Annotated in this window: 14 protein-coding genes; 9 read left to right on the top strand and 5 right to left on the bottom strand. The window is 71.5% G+C overall.

All coding sequences use genetic code 11. The features are described from left to right. Positions 1 to 220: 220 nt before the first annotated feature. Both WME83_RS29215 and WME83_RS29210 read right to left on the bottom strand, forming a co-directional pair. Positions 221 to 865, bottom strand: a complete 645-nt coding sequence (locus WME83_RS29215; RefSeq protein WP_437312982.1) for an SMI1/KNR4 family protein — start codon at positions 863 to 865, stop codon at positions 221 to 223. A 35-nt stretch (positions 866 to 900) separates the two neighbouring features. Further along, on the bottom strand, positions 901 to 1,371 hold the full coding sequence (locus WME83_RS29210) for a helix-turn-helix domain-containing protein (protein ID WP_437312981.1): 471 nt from the start codon (positions 1,369 to 1,371) through the stop codon (positions 901 to 903). Between the two features lie 73 nt (positions 1,372 to 1,444). Between WME83_RS29210 and WME83_RS29205 the strand changes: the two genes are divergently transcribed. Then, positions 1,445 to 2,290, top strand: coding sequence for a methyltransferase domain-containing protein (locus WME83_RS29205; RefSeq protein ID WP_437312980.1), 846 nt, complete (start codon positions 1,445 to 1,447; stop codon positions 2,288 to 2,290). Between the two features lie 43 nt (positions 2,291 to 2,333). Here WME83_RS29205 and WME83_RS29200 read toward each other — a convergent pair whose 3' ends face one another. Then, positions 2,334 to 3,860: an amidohydrolase family protein gene (locus tag WME83_RS29200; RefSeq protein ID WP_437312979.1), complete on the bottom strand. Its 1,527-nt coding sequence runs from the start codon at positions 3,858 to 3,860 to the stop codon at positions 2,334 to 2,336. Positions 3,861 to 4,318: 458 nt separating this feature from the next. On the opposite strand from WME83_RS29200, the gene WME83_RS29195 reads away from it, so the two are divergent. Both WME83_RS29195 and WME83_RS29190 read left to right on the top strand, forming a co-directional pair. Further along, positions 4,319 to 5,365, top strand: coding sequence for a glycosyl hydrolase 53 family protein (locus WME83_RS29195; protein ID WP_437312978.1), 1,047 nt, complete (start codon positions 4,319 to 4,321; stop codon positions 5,363 to 5,365). A gap of 254 nt (positions 5,366 to 5,619) precedes the next feature. Further along, entirely contained in the window at positions 5,620 to 7,068 is a 1,449-nt protein-coding gene (locus WME83_RS29190) for a B12-binding domain-containing radical SAM protein (RefSeq protein WP_437312977.1), read from the top strand. Here the strand turns inward: WME83_RS29190 and WME83_RS29185 are convergent. After that, a complete protein-coding gene (locus WME83_RS29185; protein WP_437312976.1) occupies positions 7,057 to 8,454 on the bottom strand; it encodes an amidase in 1,398 nt (465 codons plus the stop codon). The two genes, WME83_RS29190 and WME83_RS29185, sit on opposite strands and share 12 nt — an antisense overlap. 52 nt (positions 8,455 to 8,506) lie before the next feature. On the opposite strand from WME83_RS29185, the gene WME83_RS29180 reads away from it, so the two are divergent. From WME83_RS29180 to WME83_RS29155, 6 genes are all read left to right on the top strand, one after another. Further along, positions 8,507 to 9,904 (top strand): hypothetical protein, encoded by a 1,398-nt coding sequence (locus WME83_RS29180; protein WP_437312975.1) that lies wholly within the window; start codon positions 8,507 to 8,509, stop codon positions 9,902 to 9,904. A gap of 147 nt (positions 9,905 to 10,051) precedes the next feature. Continuing rightward, a complete protein-coding gene (locus WME83_RS29175; protein ID WP_437312974.1) occupies positions 10,052 to 11,677 on the top strand; it encodes a hypothetical protein in 1,626 nt (541 codons plus the stop codon). A gap of 328 nt (positions 11,678 to 12,005) precedes the next feature. Continuing rightward, a complete protein-coding gene (locus WME83_RS29170; protein ID WP_437312973.1) occupies positions 12,006 to 13,220 on the top strand; it encodes a serine hydrolase domain-containing protein in 1,215 nt (404 codons plus the stop codon). A gap of 260 nt (positions 13,221 to 13,480) precedes the next feature. After that, positions 13,481 to 13,966 (top strand): hypothetical protein, encoded by a 486-nt coding sequence (locus WME83_RS29165; RefSeq protein ID WP_437312972.1) that lies wholly within the window; start codon positions 13,481 to 13,483, stop codon positions 13,964 to 13,966. A gap of 103 nt (positions 13,967 to 14,069) precedes the next feature. Next, positions 14,070 to 14,621: a hypothetical protein gene (locus WME83_RS29160; RefSeq protein WP_437312971.1), complete on the top strand. Its 552-nt coding sequence runs from the start codon at positions 14,070 to 14,072 to the stop codon at positions 14,619 to 14,621. Next, on the top strand, positions 14,618 to 15,601 hold the full coding sequence (locus WME83_RS29155; protein ID WP_437312970.1) for an HTTM domain-containing protein: 984 nt from the start codon (positions 14,618 to 14,620) through the stop codon (positions 15,599 to 15,601). Before WME83_RS29160 ends, WME83_RS29155 begins: the two co-directional genes overlap by 4 nt. 60 nt (positions 15,602 to 15,661) lie before the next feature. Here WME83_RS29155 and WME83_RS29150 read toward each other — a convergent pair whose 3' ends face one another. Then, positions 15,662 to 17,197 (bottom strand): cellulose binding domain-containing protein, encoded by a 1,536-nt coding sequence (locus WME83_RS29150; RefSeq protein ID WP_437312969.1) that lies wholly within the window; start codon positions 17,195 to 17,197, stop codon positions 15,662 to 15,664. Positions 17,198 to 17,380: the final 183 nt, after the last annotated feature.

Genomic DNA, 17,380 nt, shown 5'->3' with positions numbered 1-17,380 from the left:
GAATGCTCCTCTCCTGCGGGAATCGTGCGGGGTGGTGCGGGAATCCTGCGAGAATGATGCGGGAATCGCGCGAGACCGCGCGCGCCGCCATGGCAGGAGGCAAGCGCGGTGCCGCCCCGGGCGCTCAGCGAGAGTCCGACTTTCCTGCTCTTCTATCAATGACCGCTGCGTCGAACTCTCTCTGGGCCGAGCGGCCCGGGCCGGCCCCCTTCGCGGGGCCTCACAGGGCGTCCAGCTCCAGCCCGCACCTCGCCTCGAAGGCCTCGATCGCCTCGGGGCGGGTGGCGCCCACGTACAGGGTCTCGGAATTGTAGAGATAGGTGGCCAGCAGCCGGTTGTGCCGGTCGATGAAGCTGACGCGGTGCCCCCCGGAGCGCAGCTTCTTCTCGCCGATGTGCTCCAGAAACGGCTCCAGCGTCTTCAGCTTCTTCTCGGGCAGCTCGCAGCGCGCGCGCTCCGGCAGCGACATGACGGCCTGCCAGGTCGCCACATGGATCAGGAAGCCCGAGAGCTTGGACGCCTCGCTGTACCACGTCTCGGTGTCACGGGCGCGGCCGCTCACCCGTGGGTTGGGCGACGCCCCGTCGGCCGGCTGGATGCCCCACTCGGCAAGGTATTGGTTCTCCTCGCAGAACACCAGGCAGCCCCCCGCGAGCCTGAGCTTGTCGGGCGGCAGCATGTGAAAGCCGGCATCCATCATGCCGCGATGGCGCCCCGCCGTGGCGTAGTAGTCCCGCAGCGCTTCCGGCAGGGCGATGCCGAGGCGCTGCTCGGCGGCGCCGATGTCCGCCCCGGTACAGCCGTCCTCGGGCCGGCAGGCGCCGAAGGCGATCACCATGATCGATTCGATGAGATCGCGGATCACGATGTCGCTTCCCCTATCCTCCGTAGGTTGTCGCTCTAGCGGCGGCGAGGCTCCGCCGGCGGCCCGGACCGCCTCTTCCCCGAAGCTCTCCTCTCCGGCAGATCGAGCCGACCGGCCGCGGCGAGCTGGACGATGCTGCGGAAGCGCGGGCACTCCATGTGGCTCGGCGCGGAGCACGCCGCCGCGTGGCGCAGGCCGTCGCGCATGGAGACCAGCCGCTGGATGGTCTGGTCCAGCTCCTCGGCCTTGGCCGTCAGCCGCTCGCGATCGATGCGCACCCGGCCGTCGGGCGCGAACATCTGCGCGATCTCGTCCAGCGAGAACCCCGCCACCTGGCCGAGGGCGATCAGCGCCAGGCGCTCCAGCACCCCGGGGGCGAACAGGCGCCGCAGGCCCCGCCGCCCGGTCGAAGCGATGAGCCCCTTCTCTTCGTAGTACCGCAGGGCCGAGGCGGGCACGCCGGAGCGCCGGGCGACCTCGGTGATGTCCAGATCTTTGTCCTTCACCCTTGACCTCAAGTCGACTTGAGGTTGCAGACTACGGGGCGTGATTGCCCATCGCAAGCGAAAGGAGACTCCGATGTCCGAAGCCGATGCGCCGAACCGCGACCAGGCCGCCCTGTGGAACGAGGCCGGCGGGCCCATCTGGGTGGAGATGCAGCAAGTGCTCGACGCCATGCTGGCGCCGCTCGGGGCGCCGCTCCTGGAAGAAGCCTTCCCCGGCGAGGGCGGCCGTGTGCTCGACGTCGGCTGCGGCGCGGGCGCCACGGCCCTCGCGATGGCGCGGCGCCTCGGGCCGACGGGCCACTGTCTCGGCGTCGATATCTCCGGGCCGCTCGTGGCGGCCGCCAGGGCCCGCGCCGCCGCCGAGGGCCTTTCGTCCGCCGCCTTCGTCCAGGCCGACGCGCAGACCCATCGCTTCGAGCCCGGCGATTTCGACGCGGTGATCTCCCGCTTCGGCGTGATGTTCTTCGCCGATCCCGCGGCGGCGTTCGCCAACATCCGGCGCGCCGCGCGGCGCGACGCCAGGCTCTCGTTCGTGGCCTGGCGCAGCCCCGCCGAGAACCCGTTCATGACCGAGGCCGCCCGCGCCGCCGCGCCGCTGCTGCCCAACCTGCGCGCCCCGGGCCCCGACGCGCCCGGCCAGTTCGCCTTCGCGGAAAGAGACCGCGTGCAGCGGATCCTGGACGCGAGCGGCTGGACCGACGTCGCCATTCGCCCGATCGACGTTCCAACCAGCGTCGCGGAGAAAGACCTGCTCGCCTACGTCATCAAGCTCGGACCGGTGGGGCTGGCGCTGCGGGACGCGGACGAGCCGACGCGCGCCCGGACGGCCGAGGTGGTTCGCGCCGCCTTCGAGCCGTACATCCGCGATGGCGCGGCCCGCTTCACCGGGGCCTGCTGGCTCGTGAGCGCGCGCGCCTGATCGCTTGGCCGATGATCCCGCCCCACCATCTTCGCGGTCCGCCTCAGAAGAGCTCGCGCTCGACGCCCGCCTCCGCGAGGAGGTAATCCCTGGACGCCTCGAGGGCGGCGCGGAGCTGGCGCAGGTGCACGTCGACAAGGCGCCCGCGCCACTTCCGGATCCTCCCCGCGACGATGACCGTGTCCACGTTGCTGCGGTCCATCAACGTCACCACGGCCCCAGGCACGTTGTTGAGCGGGGCCACGTTGATGGCGTCCGCCCGCAGCAGGATGATGTCGGCCTCCTTGCCCGGCGTCAGCGAGCCGATCTTATGGGAAAGATGGGCCACCCGGGCCCCCTCGACCGTGGCGAAGCGGATCACGTCGCGGCACGTGAGGAGCGCGGGCAGACCGGTCTCTCCGGCCAGCGCGCGCTCGTTGATGAGCGCCCGCTGGAGGGTGAACACGGTCCGCATCTGGGTGAAGAAGTCCGCGGTCATCGTGCACTCGACGTCGGTGCTGAGCGCGGGCTGGACGCCGACGTCGAGCGCGGCCTGGATCGGAGGCGTGCCGTGCCGCATCGTCATCTCGATCGGGGCCGCGATCGAGACGTTCGCGCCCGAATCGGCGATCGCCTGCCAGGACGCGGCCGAGGCGCCGGTGGCGTGGATGAGCTCGACATCCGGCCCGAGCAGCCCCTCGCTCGCGAGCTGCTCGAGCAGCGTCTGCTGGCCGAGGCCGGCGACGAGGTGCGTCACGATGGGCAGATCGTTCTGGCGCGCGAGCGCCCAGAGCTCGCGGAACGCAGGGTCGAACGCCTCTGCGCCCATGGCGAGCGTCAGGAGCTGGTCGGTCGAGGAGAAGTATTGGCCCTGAATCCGCTGGAGATCGTTCGGAAAGACGTTGCCGGGGCCGACGCCCGGCGAGTACACGAAGAGCGTGCGGCGGCCCGACGCGTGCAGGCCCTCGATGAGGGCATCGGTGTGCTCCGGGGTATGGCCGACCTGGGACGTGTCCACGACCGTGGTCACCCCGGCGTCCAGCTGGCTGAGCGACGAGGCCAGCACGGCGACGTAGGCGTCCTCCGGCCGGTAGACCGGCGTGATGGTGGCGTTGATGTAATCGAAGTAGTTCTTCTCGCCGTGCGGCAGCCCGTCGTCGAACAAGAGGCCATCGGCCAGGTAGCTCCGCAGCGCGGTCTGGTACTGGTGATGATGCGTATCGACGAACCCCGGCATCACGATCATCCCCGCTGCGTCGATGATCTCCGCGCCCGGGGCGTGCAGGTCGGGCCCGACCGCGACGATCGTCTTGCCCTCGATGAGCACGTCGCCGCAGGCGAAGTCCCCCACGCTCGGATCCATGCTGAGGACGGCGCCGCCCTTCAGGAGGGTGCGCCGGCGCCTGCCGCCGGTCCCCCGCGGCATGTCGTCGTCGTGCTCCGCCCTCCCCAGCGCCGATGCGGGCGCCGAAAACGTCGCCGCGGCGCCCAGGACCGAGGCGCCCACCGCGAGAAACCGGCGACGAGAGGCGCCCGCTTCCGCTGGCTCTCGGTCATGGATCGTGTCGTTTCCACAAAGCTCCTGGCACATCGTTAAGTTCCTCCTGCCGAGACCACGAGCGCCCGTCGCGGGCCGGGACACCTCGCGACACGCTGCGTGTACAATCTGGCCGAGCACAGGATAATCCGGGACGGAACCTCGTCGAGCGCTGCGCCGCCCTCGCGCGGAACGATCACCGCGTGACTCTGGCGATCGGGCCCGGGTAGGATGGTGGCATGATGTCCACAATGCGCTCCACCGTACGCTCCTGCACCACGCTTGCTGCCCTCTTCATTCCAATTTTTCTCTGTCACTGCACAGAGCCAAGCTCGGGTGGAGACGATGCCAGCAGCGCGGGTCCGGGGGGATCCGCCTCGGGGGGAGGCGGCGGGAGCGCGACGGCCGGCAGCTCGAGCGGGGGAGGGGCGTCCGTCGCAACGAGCTCGTCCTCTGCCACGTCGTCCACGTCGGTGGGCGTGGGCGGCGCCGGAACGGGCGGAGCCGGGGGAATGGCGCCGTTCGAGCCCGGCTTCATCCTGGGCGCCGATATCTCCAGCGTCCAGGAGGCCGTCGATAACGGTGCGACGTACGTGGATACGGACGGCAACGAAAAAGGGATGCTCGAGCTGCTGAAGAACCACGGATTCAACTACATCCGGCTCCGGACGTTCGTGGACCCGAGCGCGACCTACGGCTACGCGTTCGGGACCGGCGGCTCTTGCGAGAAGGAAGAGAGCTATTGCGACAAGGACCACACGATCGAGTTCGGCAAGCAGATCAAGGACGCGGGCATGGGGTTCCTGCTCGACTTCCATTACAGCGACACCTGGGCCGACCCCGGCAAACAGATCATCCCCGAGGCCTGGCGGGACGCCCGGTCGATCGACGAGATGGCGGGCCGCTTGAAGGACTACACGAAGGAGGTCGTCGCCGCGCTCGTCGGCGCGGGCGCCCGCCCGGACATGGTGCAGATCGGCAACGAGATCACGCCGGGCATGCTCATCCACGTGCCGTCCGCCAACACGGACTGCTGGGGCAACGAGTCGGTCGTCAATCCGAGCGGCCTCACCGGTCGAGCGTCGAACCAGAACTGGGACAACCTGGCCGCCCTGCTCAAGGCAGGCATCGCCGGGGTCAAGGAGGTCGACGACACCATCAAGATCATGCTGCACGTCGAGAACACCGAGGACGCCGACGGCGTCACGTGGTGGGTCAACAGCGCAAAGTCCCGAGGCGTCGCGTTCGACGTCCTCGGGCTCTCCTGCTACACGGCATTTCAGGGGGAGCCTGCGGTGTGGCAGAGCACCTTCATTGAACTGGCCGAGACATTCCCGGAGCTGTCGTTCGCGATCGCGGAATACAACCCCGAACGCACGAAGGCCAATCAGATCATGCGCGATCTGCCGGACGGCAGGGGGCTCGGGACGTTCTTCTGGGAGCCGACGCAGAGCGGCTCCTGGGGCTCGTCCCTCTTCACGTCGCAGGGCGGCACGATCAGGGCGAACAGCGCCGACTTCGCGGAGTTCGACGCGATCAAGGCGAGCTTCGGCCTGTAGGTGGGCGGACTCGGCCGGCGCGACCTCGCGACGCGATCGAGGCGCTGCGGGGGAGTCGGCCTCCGGGCGCCCGCTTCCTCGACGCGCGCACGCGTCCACCACCGTCTCTCCACGGTAGCTCCTCCCGCTCCTGGAAGCGATACTGGCCGCCTTCCGTTATCCTCAGCGCGCCGCATCGGATCTCCGTCCGCCCGCGGATTCACGTCGTCATGGCGCGGCCGGTCCGATGCGGCGCACGACCCGAGGAGGCGCCCATGAAGGTGAGGATTGTCGTGAGTTACGTCCCCCGCTATCGCAGGGGGCACCGCTTCCACTTCGTCCCGCCGGTCACCGGGATCCACCTCGCGGCGATCACCCCGCCGGAGCACGAGGTCGAGCTCTTCCACGAGCAGGTGCGCCCCGTCCCCGTCGACGCCGCGCCGGACGTCGTCGCGCTCTCGTTCTTCTCCGGCTTCGCGCGCCGCGCCTACACGCTCGCCGACCGCTACCGCGCCCTCGGCGTGCGCGTCGTCGCCGGCGGGCCGCATGTCTCGTACTGGATCGAAGAGGCGCTCCAGCACGTGGACGTGGTGGTCACCGGGGAAGCAGAGACGGTCTGGCCCGCCGTCCTGCGCGACCTCGAGCGGGGCACGCAGCGCCGCGTCTATCACGGCGAACCGGCCTCGCTCGCCGGGCTGCCGACCCCTCGCTACGATCTGCTCGAAGGCCGCTTCCTCGTCCCCCGCGTGCTCCAGGCGACGCGCGGCTGCCCGTTCACGTGCAGCTTCTGCACGGTGCCCGACCTCAACCCCGGCTTCCGCGTGCGCCCCGTCGACGAGGTGATCCGCGACATCGCCACCACGCATTTCCCCCGCTTCTGGCAGGAGAAGGTCGCCTGGTTCTGGGACGACAACCTCCTCGTCCAGCGCCGCTGGGCCAAGGAGCTCCTGCGCGAGCTCGCCGGGCTCGATCGCTGGTGGCTCACGCAGGCGTCCATCGATATCGTCAAGGACCGGGAGCTCCTCGACGCGATGGAGCGGTCCGGCTGCATCGGCATCTTCCTCGGCATCGAGAGCCTCGACGAGGCCGATCTGAAGAGCGTCGACAAGCGCCAGAACCGCGCGCGCGAGTACCGCGAGGCCATCCGCAAGCTGCACGATCGCGGGATCTGCGTGATGGCGGGCTTCATCTCGGGCTTCGACGATCAGACGCCGGAGGTCATCGCCTCCACCGCCGATCGGCTGAACGAGATCGGCGTCGACGTCCCGTTCCTGAGCATCCTCACGCCGTTCCGGGGCACGCCGCTGTACGACGAGCACCGGCGCGACGGGCGGATCCTCGAAGAGCGCGACTGGCCCCATTACAGCGGCTACGGGGTCGCCTTCCGGCCAGCGCGCATGTCGCCCGAGCAGCTCCTCGCCGCCCACCGTCAGATGTGGAATCGCGCCTTCAGCCCCGCTGCCGTGGTCGAGCGCCTCGCGCGCGGCGCGCGATCGCTGAGCCGCGGCGGGATGATGCTGTCGGCGGCGATGAACGGATTTTACGGTCTGAAGCAGGTCACCGGCAACGAGCCGGCGGCGCCGCCGCTCGAGCCCCGAGGGACGATCCGGCACCCCGCGCCCGGGGACGCCCCGGCCCGGCTCGCGCGCCTCGGCCCGAAGCGGGCGGAGGCCGCCGTCGCTCCCCCGAGAGGGTCACGCGACGCCGCCGCCTCACCGGAGTGAGCGCAGCGGCGGCGCCCGGAGCGGGACGCCGGCGCCCTCGAAGGCGCGGGCGGCGCGCAGCACCAGCGCCTCCTCGAAGTGGCGCCCGACGATCTGGAGCCCGAGCGGCAGGCCGGCGCCGGTCACGCCCATGGGCACGCTGATGGCCGGCTGGCGCGTCAGGCTGAACGGGCCGGCGAAGGACGCGGGGGGCGGGCCGCCGCCCTCGATGAGGGGAGCCGCCCCGGCCGAGGTGGGCGTCACCAGCAGATCGAAGCGGCGGTGGAGCGCGGCCATGACGAGGGCCAGCTCCGCGCGGCGCCGCTCGGCCTCGAGGTACGCCACCGCGCCGAGCGCCTCTCCCTCGGCGGCCGCGCTCCGCACCGCGGGATCGAGCAGCGCGCGCCGCTCCGGTCCGAGCTCCCGCACGGTGTGCGCGGCGCGGGCGGCGAACAGCGTCCGCAGCACGCTCCCTGCGTCCGCGAGCGGGGGATCCACCTCCTCCACCTCGGCGCCGAGCTCCTCCAGGGTCGCCGCTGCGGCGGCGAAGCGGGCCCGCGTCTCGCCGGCCGGCTCGATGCCGCCGAGCGTGGCGCTCACGCCGATGCGCACGCCCCGCAGCGCGCCGGCGAAGGGCGCGCCGTCGAGCGCGTCCACCACGTCCCCGGGCGCCGGCGGGGCCCGGAACGGGTCGCGGTCGTCAGGACCGGAGAGGACCGCGAGGAGCAGCGCCGCGTCGCCGACGCTGCGCGCGATCGGCCCCACGTGCGGGGGCACGCCCACCACGCTCGCCGGGTGGGCCGGCACGCGGCCGAAGGTCGGCTTGAGCCCCACCACCCCGGAGAACGCGCTGGGGACGCGGATCGAGCCGCCGCCGTCGGTGCCCACCGCGATCGGGCCGAACCCCGCCGCCACCGCGGTGACGGCCCCGGCGCTGCTGCCGCCCGGCGTGTGCCGGGGGTCCCACGGGTTGCGGGTGATCCCGGTCAGCGGGCTGTCGCCGGCGCCCTTCAGGCCGAACTCCGAGGTCGTCGTCTTCCCGAAGAGCACCGCCCCGTGCTCGCGCAGGCGCGCGACCGCGGGCGCGTCCTCGGTCCAGGGGCCGCTCGCGTCCACGGTGCGCGAGCCGCGCCGGGTCGGCCAGCCGGCCGTGAGCAAGAGGTCCTTCACCGAGACGGGCACCCCGTCGAGCCGACCCGCCGGCGCGCCGCGGACCCACCGCGCCTCCGACGCGCGCGCGGCGTCGAGGGCGCGCTCCTCGTCGATCAGCACGAACGCGTTGAGCGGCGCGCCGTGGCGCTCCACCTGCGCGAGGACGGCCCGCATCACCTCGACCGGCGAGGCGCTCCGGGCGCGGTAGAGGGCGAGGAGCTCGAGGGCGGTCGCTTGCACCAGCGAGGAGGTCATGGTGTTTCCACCATAGCGGACATGTCGTCCGCTGGGATAGAAGGCGCAGGTCATGAGGACCGAGGGATCCGAGCCGGGGTGCACGGGGGTGGCCGTCGCCGAGGCGCTCGCCGCGCAGCACCTCGAGCGCGACGCCGAAGGCTGCCTCGACGCCGCGCTCGCCCTGGCGACCACGCTGCACGCGCCGGGGCAGCGCGAGCGGTACCGAGGCCTGCTGGAGCGCGCGATCGCGCAGGCGGATCGCGCGCTGGCCGCCGCCGAGCAGGAGCGCGCCGCGCTCGAGGGACAGGAGCTCGCCGCTGGAGGAGCGCGCAGCCCCGCGACGGGGATGGGCGCGCGTTCGACGCTGGCGAGGGCCCACGCGGCGCGCGCCGAAGACGCGCTCCACGGCGCGGGCCAGCTCTCGCTCAGCGCGCAGCGCGCGCCGACGCGCGAGGCGTGCGACGAGGGCTGGCGGCGCGTGGAGGCGATCGTGGCCGGCGCAGAGGCCTCGGCCCGCGCGGCCGCGGCCTGCGCCGCGGAGCTCGAAGCCGGCTCGCCGCGCTCGAAAGCCGCCCGCGCGGCGCGCGCGGCGGCGCACAGGGCCGAGGTCGCCGCCCGCGCGGCGCGCACGATCGTCGAGGAGCGAAACCACGCGTACACGTTCCACACGGACAACGGCTTCTCGTTCGGCGAGGGGTGGCACGTCGCCGCGGCCGCCGTCCTCGCGGGCGCGGCCGTTCAGATCGAGCCAGGCAGGGCCGGAACGCCGCAAGCCGAGGCGTTTCTCCGCGATGCGGGCCTGAGCGAGCACCTGCAGGCGTACCGCTCGCGCCCGCGCGCGATGAAGCAGACGACGGAGATCGTCGCGCGCGCCTTCGAAGCCGATCCGTCCTCCGCCCAGCGGAGGCTCCGCGCGGCGTTCCTCGGGGACGCGCCGATCCCGGAGCCGGTGGCCGGCTGGGTCGATCGCAGGCTCGCGGACGCGCGGGCCGGAGCGCCGTGCCGGAAGAAGGTGCTGCTCTGGATCCGCGAGTGTGCCCACCACCCGCACCGAAACACGACGCTCGCCGAGCTCCTGGAGCTGACGGACCTCGTTCGACGCGCGGGGCTCGTGCCCGTGTTGACCGGCGACGCCCTTCGCGACGGACAGGTCCCCGAGGGCGCGGTCGACATGACCCTCTTCTGGAAGGACCCCACCTTCCGGCAGCTCGACATGCGCCGGGCGCAGCTGCAGTTCTTCGAGCACCTGAAGCGGACGCACGGCCTCGTCGGCCAGCTCGGCGTCACGACCGCGGGCATGGATGGCCCCGCGCTCCTGGGGCTCCCGACGATGTACCTCACCGATACGCCGAACGTGCGCATGCGGGCGTGGGTCGGCGCGGTGCCTGGATACCAGGAGGTCGTGCGCGAGAGCGGTTATCTCGAGCGCGTCCGCCGTGGGCTGTCCGAATGGGCCGCAGCGCCGTAGCCAGCGCAGCAGGAAACCAACGGTGGTTCGCGCGGTTCTGACGAAGGACCTCCCGTCACGCCGACATCCACCGAGCAGCAGGCAGATCGCTGGAGGGGCCGCGTCGCGTCGACGCCGCCGGCGCGACCGTCCTGCGCAGGAGCCGTCATGCCTCTTCGTCATCTACCCAGATCCCCCTTTGCCGCGGCCATCATGTGCCTCGCGGCGTCCGCCTCTCTGGCCGCGTGCGGCGACGCGAGCGCGCCCGGCGAGCTCGCCGGCGTCGACGCCGAGGAGCTCGCCGCGGAGGGCGCGCAGGCGCTGTCGGCCCCGCTGGACATCGACGCGCAGCGCTCGCTGATCCTCACGAAGGCCACAGACCCGCTCGCCATGGCCCGGCTCCCGCTCCAGCTCGTCCTCGATCAGCTCATCACGAAGGCGGGGACCGGGGATCGACAGACCGCCCTCGATCTCTACAGGCGCTGGTGGGACTTCTACAATCATTCCACGGGGGCTCAGTTCCCCGATGCCATCCATTGCGACGAGCACACCGACAGCGAAGGTTTCCACACGCTCAACGGCTACCGGATCGCGTGCCCCCGGAGGGAGGGGCGCCTCGCCTCGAGCGAGCCGTTCGACCCGAGCTCGCCGGACTTCATGGAGCCGCTCGCGGTCGTGAACCGCTTCGATCTCGCGCCGCAAGACGGCGCGCACTGCGGCGAGTACCGGATCGTCTATGGCAAGAAGTCGGCCGGCCAGGCCGACCGCAACCTGATCATCTTCGAGGCCCAGCTCCAGAATCCCCACCCCGAATGCGGCGTCGCCGCATGCCTCCCGGTCGCCGAGTTCTGGGCGCGCCTCCCGAGCCTGGACGCCGCCCAGCGCGCCCAGGAGATCGAGCGGTTCTTCACCGTCGGCCTGCTCGACGCCGGCTTCGGTCCGGTGATCCACCCGGACAACTTCGCCGACGCGGTCCACGGCCCCGCGGGCCGGCGCGGCACGGGCCAGATCCGCACCAACCAGTTCATGGGCAACGCCGGCGCGCCCAATCAGGTCCAGGCAGGCCAGGAGTGGCAGCTCCACGAGTTCAAGCTCGCGAAGGCCTTCGACGGGCCGAGCGGCGAGCCGCGGCTCTACGTCAAGCCGGTCCCGGTGAAGGAGAACCCCTTCGCCGAGCTGTTCGGCGTGAACTTCGACCCGAGCGACCCCCGCAGGGCGTCGTTCATGGACGACTTCATGGAGTCGGTGGACAAGCTCACGACCCTCAGCGCCGACATCAACGACATCCAGCTCAAGGGCTCGACGCAGGACCTCTACAACGCGGGCGAGAGCATCGTCAGGAGCGACAACGATTACGCGATCCAGCTGGATCCGCCGGTGAACTTCCCGCCGAACCTCGAGCTGCTCGACCGCCTCGAGGCCGAGCTCGCGCGCCTCGGGAAGGACACCCTCTTCTCGCCCGTGGACGTGGCCGCGCGCGCCACGACCCAGTCGTGCGCCGGGTGCCATCAGCTGAGCGACGGCGCCTCGCTCGGCAACGGCGTGACGTGGCCCAGGAAGGAGCCCGAGCGGCCCGTGGATCAGCAGGAGTTCCGGTTCGTCCACGTCAGGGAGGACGGGGCGCTCTCGCAGGCGCTCACCCATTCGTTCCTCCCGCACCGCGACGGCATCCTCAAGGCGTTCCTCGCGGCGCACGCCGACGGGAACACGTGCTCCCCGGCGGCGGCAGCGGCCGGGTTCGCGACGGAGGGCGACGAGCCGGTCCCCACGCTCGGCGGCGCGACGACGCACTGATCTCCCGCGCCTCTCCCGCGCCGGAGCGAAGCGCCTGCGCCTCTCCGCGCGGGCGCCTCGCTCTCCCCGTCACCGCATCCCCGGCGTCGTCCCCGGCAGCTCCTGACCTGCGCCCTGAAGTGGCGTGGCCTACCGCGGCGAAGCTGCTCGCTCTTGGCATTGCTGTGATCGTGTCGGGGAGAGCACCGTTACTGCTCGCGCGGGTTGACACGCTCGGACCACCTGCGCCTTGATGCGCGCCCTCCGCAGGGCCGCCCTGAGGCGCTCTCGGGCGCGGCGCGGCGGAGCGCAGCAGTGAGCTTCATTAGGAATCGTGGAGATCGGATCGATGAGCCGTGTTCTTCGGCGGACCGCTTTGTTCGCCTGCGCTGGGGTCGTTCTGCTCGCCGGGTGCGGCAGCTCCTCGCCCGCGCCGCTGCCGGCAGAGGCCAACGCGAACGGTGAGGGCGGCGGGAGCGGTGGAATCGAGAGCGGTGACGCAGGGACCGCCGGCGCCGGGGGCGCGGGCGGCGGGGCGAGCGTCGATTGCGACGCGCTCTCGGCCGAGCTCCAGGCCGCGCTCGAGGCGGCCGTGGAGGACCAGCGGCTCCCCGGCGCGGCCGCCGCCGTGAGCCTCGGGGCGTGCAGCTGGCGCGGCGCCGCCGGGGTGGCCGACGCCGAGGCGGAGGTCCCCCTGCGACCCGATGATCTCTTCCGGGTAGGGAGCATCACCAAGACCTTCATGGCCACGCTGGCGCTGATGCTGCGCGCCGAAGGACGCCTGTCGCTCGACGATGCCGTCTCCGAGCACGTGGAGGGCGTCCCCGGCGGCGACCAGATCTCCGTCCGGCAGGTCCTGAACCACACCAGCGGGCTCTACGATTTCACGCAGAGCGACGCGTTCTGGTCGGCGGCCCTCTCCGAGCCGGAGCGCGCGTGGGCGCCCCGGGAGCTCATCGAGATCGCCGCGTCGCAGCCGCCGTATTTCGAGCCCGGGGAGGGCTTCGCTTACTCCAATACGAACTACATCATCGCTGGTTTGATCCTCGAAGCCGCGTCGGGAGAGCCCGTCGGCGAGCTGCTCCGCGCCCGGATCCTGGAGCCGGCGGGGCTCGCGCACACCTACCTCGACGGCGCCGAGGCGGCCCTGCCGGGCCTCGTGCACGGCTACGGCGTCGACCGGGGGAAGCTCGTCGACACGACCTCCGCGGCGGATCCGTCGGCGGCCGGCGCGGCGGGCGCCCTGGTCTCGACGACCGATGACCTCACGCGCTTCTACCGCAAGGTGCTCGGCGGCGAGCTGCTCGGCCCAGCCGAGCTCGCGGAGATGACCACCTGGGTGGACGCGCGGCTGGGCGAGGTCACCGGATACGGGCTCGGGCTCTCCCGCCGGGAATCCCGGCTCGGCGCCCAGGTCGGGCATGACGGCGGTATCTGGGGCTTCACGTCCTCGTCCTATTACGCGATCGACAGCGACGCTTCCATCACCGTGCTCGTCAACCTCGAGGTCGGCGACGCCGCCAGGATCGTCGATGATCTGTCGGATGTCCTGATCCTGCCCTGAGCCGCGCGGGGGCGCGGTCGCCGCGCGCCCGACACCCGCGATCGTGCACGCCGGAGCCGCGAGCGTCGGGCGCTGACCGCCGCTTGCACACTCGAGCCTCCGTCGGTCGGGGCGCTCTGCGCGGAGGCGGCGTTGTCGGGAGTCGACGCGGCGGCGCGGAGCGCCGGCGATACGCCGCGAACGGGCCTCACGCTTGCATCATCCTGGACGCAGCCTGGATGGGGGATGCCCATCAAGACGCTCGCATTGCAAAGGAGTCCATGATGAAGCTGGTGAAAGCGCTCGGTGCGCTGGCCCTGTCCGGCGTCGCCCTCGGCACGACGCAACTCGCTGCAGCGGAGACCACGACACCGATCCAGGATCTCGTGATCGTCGAGGAGACGGCGAGCCCGGATCTCGACGACTCTCGGATCATAGCCCCGTACAGCTACCGTCCGTACGGCGTTTACGGCTACCGTCCGTACGGCGGAGGCTTCCGGCCGTATGGCGTTTATGGCTATCGTCCGTACGGCGGAGGCTTCCGGCCGTATGGGGTTTATGGCTATCGTCCGTACGGCGGAGACTTCCGGCCGTATGGCGTTTATGGCTATCGTCCGTACGGCCACGGCTTCCGGCCGTACGGTTACCGCCCGGGTTTCCGGCCGTACGGGTGGCACCGGCCGTGGCGTTCGCTCTCCTCGGGGGCTGAGGCGGCTCCGGGAGTGGATGTTCCCACGCCTGCGGTGAGCCTCCCCGACGATCGCTGATGGCGCGCTGCTCGCAGGGCCGAGGCACCGAGGCGCTGCCTCAGCGCCTCGGTGCCGCGCGGCTGCACAGGGCCTGCTGGCGCGCGGCGTCGGAAGGGATCCCATGGCTGGAAGAGCACGAAGTCGCGGGCGCACCGCCCTGATCGTGGCCGCCGCCGCAGCGCACCTCGGCTGCGTCGTCCTCGGGGCGCTCCACGTCGGTCCGGAGAGGGCGGGGTGGCTCGGCGGGGTGATCGCCTATCATGGCGCGCTCTCCGGCGCCGACAGCGGCTACAACTTCTTCGCTCCCGCGGTCAGCGCGCTGCCCTGGGGCAGGTTCCAGGTCACGGACGCGAGCGGCGCGGCCCACGCCGAGGTGCTGGAGTCGGGGGCCAACCACGAGGCGGATCTCCGCGTCCGGAGCATCCTCTCGCTGTTCTTGCAGGCGGAGGACGAGGCGCTGCGGCGGTCGCTCGTCGCCTCGTGGGCAGGCAAGATGTTCGCGAGGCACCCGGGGGCCAAGAGCGTGGTCGTCCGGCTGGAGATCTGCGATCTGCCCTCGATGCAGGAGTACCGCGAGGGCCGCCGGCCCGCGTGGAACCTCCTCTATGAGGCGAAGCTCGTCCAGCAGTCCAGGGGGACGGCCGCCCGGCCGAGAAGCGGCGGTGCGCCGTGATCGCGCCGATCGGGATCTCCTTGAGAGCGTGGCTCTCCCGCGTCGCCTCGCGCGTCGAGCGCTTTGCGCTCGCCCCTGCGTCCGCGGAGCCCCTCGCGGCGCTCCGCATCGGCCTCGCGGCCGTGCTCCTCGTCCAGGCGGCGCTCGTCGCGCCCGCGCTCTTCGAGCTCTACGGTCCAGCAGGCATCCTCCAGGGCCCGCTGCGGGAGGCCTTCGCCCAGATCGAGCTGCCGGGGATCGGCTGGCTGGCCGGGCGGCTCGGCCCGCTCGGGATCGGCGAGACCTCGCTCCTCGCAGGCGTCGGCGCCGTGTACGCGCTCTCCCTCGCCGCGCTGCTCTGCGGGTTCCGGACCAGGACCTCTGCCCTGCTCGCGTGGATCACCCACAGGTTGCTCATGGTGACGGCGGACGCCACCGTGTACGGCGCGGATCTCTTCGCCAACATCTTTCTCTTCTATCTCGTGTGGATCCCGTCGGGCGCGGCGCTGTCCGTCGATCGATGGATGCGCGGGCCGAGCCGCGCGGCCGCCGAGCCGACGCCGGGCGCGCGGCTCGGGCTGCGCGTCGTCCAAGTGCACCTCTGCATCGCGTACCTGGCCAGCGGGCTGGAAAAGGCGTCGGGCGCGTCGTGGTGGAACGGCGAGGCGATCTGGCGCTCGGTCATGCTCCCGGAGTACCGCCAGCTCGATTTCTCCTGGTTGGCCTGGCACCCGTGGATCGCGCAGGCCGCGGGGTGGGCGGTGCTCGGCGTGGAGATCGGGTACGCATTCCTCATCTGGCCGCGGCTCACCCGGCGCGCCGTCATCGTGGCCACGGCCCTCCTGCACCTCGGGATCGCGGCGTTCATGGGGCTCGGCGTGTTCGGCGCGATCATGCCGGTCTTCACCCTCGCCGCCTTCGGCGTGCCGGCGGACCCCCGCGCCCCGTCGCCGTCGCGCGCGGCGCCGCTGCCGGATCTGCCGCGCGCGGCAGGCGGATGAGCGCGCTGGCCGCGCTCCGTCGCCGTCGCGCGCGGCCAGCGTGCGGTCGCTCTTCCCTCGCTACGGCGACAGGGTGAGCGAGCCCTCGTCGAGCGCGATCTCGTAATAGCCGTGATCGTTCCACTGGAGCGTGCGGCCCCCCTGCTTGAGCGTCCCGCCGCTCACCTTGACGCGCAGGTACTTGCCCGGCGGGAAGTGGGCCGGCAGCGTCCACCGCCACGTCCTGTCGCTGCCCGACGTCGTGGGCGTGACCGAGGAGAGCATCTTCTGGCCGCGCCAGTAGGCGCCGACGTTGACCACGCTGTCGATCCACACGTCGCCGAGCGCCTTGGTGTGCTGGACGTGATCGAGGAAGGCCCGGAGCTGGACGGGCTGATAGGCGCCGTCGCTGCCGCCGGTGAAGCCGTGCACGAGGACGGTGCGCCACTTGTTGGCGGACCGCGCGCTCGTGACCTGATCGTCGAACATCTGCGTGGAGGCTCCGGTCGGGGGGATGTAGCAGGGCAGATTGAACGGATCGGTCGAGTCGTTCGGGCCGATCAGCGCGTTGGCCACGCCGCGGTTGATGAGGAAGCGCGACCGAGCGATGTTCCCGTACACCGACGAGCCGTTCGGGGCCGCCATCGTCCACACCTTGACGCCGAACTTGCTCTCGATGAACTGCGTGGCCGCGTCCGTGTCGGCGCCGCTGTCGTTGCTCGAGTGGCTCTTCGTGTGGTTGCCGAGCTCGTGCCCGTCCGCCACCGCCCGCTGCCACACCGGGTTGTTCGATTCGCTCTTGCCGGTCTGGAGATAGAAGGTGAACGGCACGTCGAGCGCGTTCAGCTGGTCGTAGTTCTGGATCTGGCTCGAGTTCGAGTCGTCGAAGGTGTACGAGACGGCGCCCTGGAAGCCCGCCCAGTTGAGCACGACGAGGTTCCCGGGCGAGCCGGTCGGCCTCGGCACGCCGCCGCCAGGCGGGACCGGGAGCCCCGAGCTCCCGCCGCCGCCCGCGCCGCCGCCGCCCCCTGCGCCGCCGCTGCCCCCTGCGCCGCCGGAGCCCCCTGCGCCGCCCGCGCCGCCGCCCCCTGCGCCGCCCGCGCCGGAGCTGGCCGAGGAGCTGCTGCTCGAAGCGCTGCTGCTACTGCTGCTGCTGGAGCTCGCCGAGGTCGAGCCGCCGTTCCCGCTGCCGGTGACGGACACGAGCGACGGCCTGCCGGTGCCGTTCGCGCAGAAGCCCCAGCTCGTCGTCGCTCCCGGGCCCAGCGTGCCGTTGTAGGTCTCGTTCGTGGCGACGAGCTGCCCGCCCGACGGCGTCGTGCGCGCGCCCCACGCGTTGCTCACCGTGGAGCCGTTGAGCGCGACGGTCATGCCCCAGGCGGTGGTGGTCGTCCGGGTCGTGTTGTTGGTCGTGTTCTTGACGGTCACGTTCGCGCAGTACCCCGTCGACCACTGCGACTGGAGCGCGAGGTCCGCCTCTAGCACTGAGTCCGCGCTGCTGAGATCGCCCTCCAGCGATTCCATCTCGTCGCCCTCGCCGTACGGGTCCCCGACACAAGCGAAAAGAAAGCAGGCGATCGAGACCGAACCGTAGCCCAGCAAGCTGGTAAGACGCATAAATTTCTCCTTGGAGCGGCCAGGTGAGCCGCAAGGTAATCGGCAAAGATGATCAAATAAGAATCTTATGTCAGCGTTTCACGCGCGGGGCGGGCAGCCCCGCGCATAGGGCAGTATGCCCGGGAAACGGGTCTTTGATCACGATCTGCGATGGTTGGAGATATCCATGTATCCAGGACGCGC

Origin of the sequence: Sorangium sp. So ce385, assembly GCF_051474135.1 — a bacterium.
Classification (GTDB): domain Bacteria; phylum Myxococcota_A; class Polyangia; order Polyangiales; family Polyangiaceae; genus Sorangium; species Sorangium cellulosum_D.
This window is presented reverse-complemented; position numbering and strand designations above follow the sequence as displayed.

What these genes read in the sequence shown, in the direction of transcription:
- WME83_RS29205 (WP_437312980.1), top strand. Translation starts at nt 1,445, where the DNA reads ATGTCCGAAGCCGATGCGCCGAACCGCGACCAGGCCGCCCTGTGGAAC.
- WME83_RS29200 (WP_437312979.1), bottom strand. Translation starts at nt 3,860, where the DNA reads ATGTGCCAGGAGCTTTGTGGAAACGACACGATCCATGACCGAGAGCCA.
- WME83_RS29195 (WP_437312978.1), top strand. Translation starts at nt 4,319, where the DNA reads ATGGCGCCGTTCGAGCCCGGCTTCATCCTGGGCGCCGATATCTCCAGC.
- WME83_RS29190 (WP_437312977.1), top strand. Translation starts at nt 5,620, where the DNA reads ATGAAGGTGAGGATTGTCGTGAGTTACGTCCCCCGCTATCGCAGGGGG.
- WME83_RS29185 (WP_437312976.1), bottom strand. Translation starts at nt 8,454, where the DNA reads ATGACCTCCTCGCTGGTGCAAGCGACCGCCCTCGAGCTCCTCGCCCTC.
- WME83_RS29180 (WP_437312975.1), top strand. Translation starts at nt 8,507, where the DNA reads ATGAGGACCGAGGGATCCGAGCCGGGGTGCACGGGGGTGGCCGTCGCC.
- WME83_RS29175 (WP_437312974.1), top strand. Translation starts at nt 10,052, where the DNA reads ATGCCTCTTCGTCATCTACCCAGATCCCCCTTTGCCGCGGCCATCATG.
- WME83_RS29170 (WP_437312973.1), top strand. Translation starts at nt 12,006, where the DNA reads ATGAGCCGTGTTCTTCGGCGGACCGCTTTGTTCGCCTGCGCTGGGGTC.
- WME83_RS29165 (WP_437312972.1), top strand. Translation starts at nt 13,481, where the DNA reads ATGATGAAGCTGGTGAAAGCGCTCGGTGCGCTGGCCCTGTCCGGCGTC.
- WME83_RS29160 (WP_437312971.1), top strand. Translation starts at nt 14,070, where the DNA reads ATGGCTGGAAGAGCACGAAGTCGCGGGCGCACCGCCCTGATCGTGGCC.
- WME83_RS29150 (WP_437312969.1), bottom strand. Translation starts at nt 17,197, where the DNA reads ATGCGTCTTACCAGCTTGCTGGGCTACGGTTCGGTCTCGATCGCCTGC.